At 63.3% G+C, this 3,253-nt stretch carries 3 protein-coding genes; all 3 read right to left on the bottom strand.

All coding sequences use genetic code 11. The annotated features are described in order from the left end of the window. Positions 1-1,320 (bottom strand): LON peptidase substrate-binding domain-containing protein (locus VN419_RS01610; protein ID WP_325643742.1); only part of this gene is annotated, 1,320 nt, incomplete at its 3' end. A 121-nt stretch (positions 1,321-1,441) separates the two neighbouring features. Then, positions 1,442-2,695 (bottom strand): ATP-dependent Clp protease ATP-binding subunit ClpX, encoded by a 1,254-nt coding sequence (gene clpX, locus VN419_RS01605; RefSeq protein ID WP_325643740.1) that lies wholly within the window; start codon positions 2,693-2,695, stop codon positions 1,442-1,444. A gap of 4 nt (positions 2,696-2,699) precedes the next feature. Then, the coding region (locus VN419_RS01600; protein ID WP_325643737.1) for an ATP-dependent Clp protease proteolytic subunit at positions 2,700-3,253 on the bottom strand (554 nt) is incomplete at its 5' end.

Raw genomic sequence — 3,253 nt, 5'->3', positions numbered from 1 at the left:
CATCTTGTCCACCTCGTCCAGGCAGATGACGGGGTTGTTGAACTTGCAGCGGCGCAGGGAGTGGATGATCTTGCCCGGCAGCGCGCCCACGTACGTGCGGCGGTGGCCGCGGATCTCGGCCTCGTCGCGCACGCCGCCGAGCGAGATGCGCATGAATTCGCGGTCCATGGCGCGGGCGATGGACTTGGCGATGGAGGTCTTGCCCACGCCCGGAGGACCCACGAAGCACAGGATGGGGCCCTTCATGGTCTTCACCAGGCTCTGCACGGCGATGTACTCGAGGATGCGCTCCTTGGGCTTCTCCAGGCCGAAGTGGTCCTCATCCAGCACGGCGCGCGCGCGGGCGATGTCCAGCTCGGTCTCCTTCAACACGCCCCAGGGAATGTCCAGCACCCAGTCCACGTAGTTGCGCACAACCGTGTACTCGGCGCTGGAGGGCTGCATCTGCTTGAGCTTGCGGATCTCCTTGCGCACGCGCTCGCGGGACTCGTCGCTCATGACCTTGGCTTCCAGGCGCTTCTCCAGCTCCTGGGCCTCGGCTGCGGGGTCGTCCTCGCGGCCCATCTCCTTGTGGATGGCCTTCATCTGCTCGTTCAGATAATACTCGCGCTGGTTCTTCTCCATCTGGCCCTTCACGCGGCCCTTAACGCGCTTCTCGATGGACGCGATCTCGATCTCGCCCAGGAGCAGCTCGTACACGTATTCCAGGCGGCGCGAGGTTTCGGAGATTTCCAGGGCGCGCTGCTTGCGCTCGAAATCCACCTTGAGGTGCGGCATCACCGCATCGGCCAGGGCGCCGGGCTCACGCAGAGCGGCCATGGCCAGGATGGACTCCGGCGCGAGCTTCTTGTTGTTGCGCGCGTAGGCTTCAAGTGATTCGTTCACGGAACGGATGAGGGCGTCACCCTCGCTCTTGTCGCCGTTCAGCTCCTCCAGCCGGTCCACGCGCACCAGGGGGAAGTCCCCGGCGTCGGCCGGGTCCGTGGCCAGGATGTTCCAGTTGGCGCGGTACAGGCCCTCGAAGAGCACCTTGATGGTGCCGTCGGGCAGGCGCAGCATTTGCAGGATGCGGCTCACGGTGCCCACGGCGAAGAGGTCTTCGGCCTCGGGCTTTTCTTTTTCCGGGGTGCGCTGGGTGACGAGGAAGATGTGCTTGTCGTGCAGGGCGATGGCGCTCTCAATGGCCTTGATGGAGGCCTCGCGTCCCACGAACAGGGGCACGATGGAGCGCGGGAACATCACCACTTCCCGCAGAGACATGAGGGGCAACACGGAATCGTCCGGCTGGGTGTCGCGTTCCAGAGCGTCGAAGTCGGTCATGGATGCTCCTTATGGCCGAGGCCGGGCTTGTATGGTCTGGCTGGCCCGGCCGCGCCCGCGGTCGGACGGGTGCGGCCGGCGTGCCTGCCAAACGATTGCTGTCAAAGGCCGCAAGCGCGACTTACGCGCTCTTGACCTCCTGATGATACAGAATGAGGGGCTCCATGCCCTTCTCAATGACGGCTGTGTTAATGACGCATTCCTTGACGCCAGTGAGCGAGGGCAGCTTGTACATGATTTCGAGCATGGTGCTCTCCAGCACGTTGCGCAGGCCGCGCGCGCCGGTCTTGCGGGCGATGGCCGCCTCGGCAATGGCCTTCATGGCGTTCTCGGTGAAGCGCAGGTTCACCTTATCCAGCTCGAAGAGCTTCTGGTACTGCTTCACCAAGGCGTTCTTGGGCTCGGTGAGGATGCGCACCAGATCTTCGCTGGTCAGTTCGTCCAGGGCGGTGACGATGGGAATGCGGCCCACGAACTCCGGGATCAGGCCGAACTTGATGAGGTCGTTGGGCTGGCTCTGGGCGAGCAGCTCGCCCATGGCGATCTCCTTCTTCTTGTTCTCCATCTTGCCGCCAAAGCCCATGCTGGAGCCCTGCATGCGCTGCTGGATCATCTTGTCCAGGCCGATGAAGGCGCCGCCCAGGATGAACAGGATGTTCGAGGTGTTCATCCTGATGAATTCCTGCTGCGGGTGCTTGCGGCCGCCCTTGGGCGGAATGTTGGCCTCAGTGCCCTCGATGATCTTGAGCAGGGCCTGCTGCACGCCCTCGCCCGAAACGTCGCGGGTGATGGAGGGGCTGTCGCCCTTGCGGGCGATCTTGTCGATCTCGTCGATGTAGATGATGCCCCGGCTGGCGGCGTCGATGTCGTAGTCCGCGTTCTGCAGAAGCGCCACGAGGATGTTCTCCACATCCTCGCCAACGTAGCCCGCCTCGGTGAGGGTGGTGGCGTCGGCAATGGCGAAGGGCACCTTCAGGATGCGGGCCAGGGTCTGGGCCAGCAGGGTCTTGCCGGATCCGGTGGGGCCGATCAAGAGGATGTTGCTCTTGTCGATCTCCACGTCGTCTTTATTGTTCTGGGCGTAGAAGACGCGCTTGTAGTGGTTGTGCACCGCCACCGAGAGGATCTTCTTGGCCTTGTCCTGGCCGATGACATACTGGTCCAGCAGAGCCTTGAGCTCCTGCGGGGGCAGCAGGCGCACATCGCCCACGGACTCGCTCACATGCTCCTGGGCGATGATGTCGTTGCACAGGCCCACGCACTCGTCACAGATGTAGACATCCGGACCGGCGATGAGACGCTGCACATCCACCTGGCTCTTGCCGCAAAAGGAGCAGGCAAGGTCCGTGGGAGAGCCGCTCTTTTTCCTGTTCATGTACTTACGCCTTCTTGTCCGCGTCGCCGCGCTTGACCATGATGGTGTCGATGATGCCGTACTCCTGGGCCTCTTTAGCGGTCATGAAGTAATCGCGTTCGGTGTCGGCGGCGATGCGCTCCATGCTCTGGCCGGTGTGGCCGGAAAGGATGCCGTTCAGCTCCTCGCGAAGGCGCAGGATCTCGCGCGCCTGGATGCCGATGTCCGTGGCCTGCCCCTGTGCGCCGCCCAAGGGCTGGTGGATGAGGATGCGGCTGTGCGGCAGGGCGTAGCGCATGCCCTTCTCGCCCGCGCACAGAAGCAGCGCGGCCATGCTGGCGGCCTGGCCCATGCACAGGGTGGCAACCGGGGGCGCGATGTACTGCATGGTGTCGTAGATGGCCATGCCAGCCGTCACCACGCCGCCGGGCGAATTGATGTACATATAAATTTCTTTTTCCGGATCCTCGGACTCCAGGAACAACAGCTGGGCGCAGATGAGACTGGCCACATGGTCATCGATGGCGCTGCCGAGCAGGATGATGCGGTCTTTGAGCAGACGGGAATAGATGTCGTAGG

This window comes from Humidesulfovibrio sp. (assembly GCF_035560995.1).
Taxonomy (GTDB): Bacteria; Desulfobacterota; Desulfovibrionia; order Desulfovibrionales; family Desulfovibrionaceae; genus Humidesulfovibrio.
Note: the sequence above shows the minus strand (reverse complement) of the source record. Positions and strands in the feature narration are given on the sequence as shown.

Bases quoted from the DNA above. Each gene is read 5' to 3' on its own strand.
- clpX (WP_325643740.1), bottom strand. From the start codon at position 2,695: ATGAACAGGAAAAAGAGCGGCTCTCCCACGGACCTTGCCTGCTCCTTT.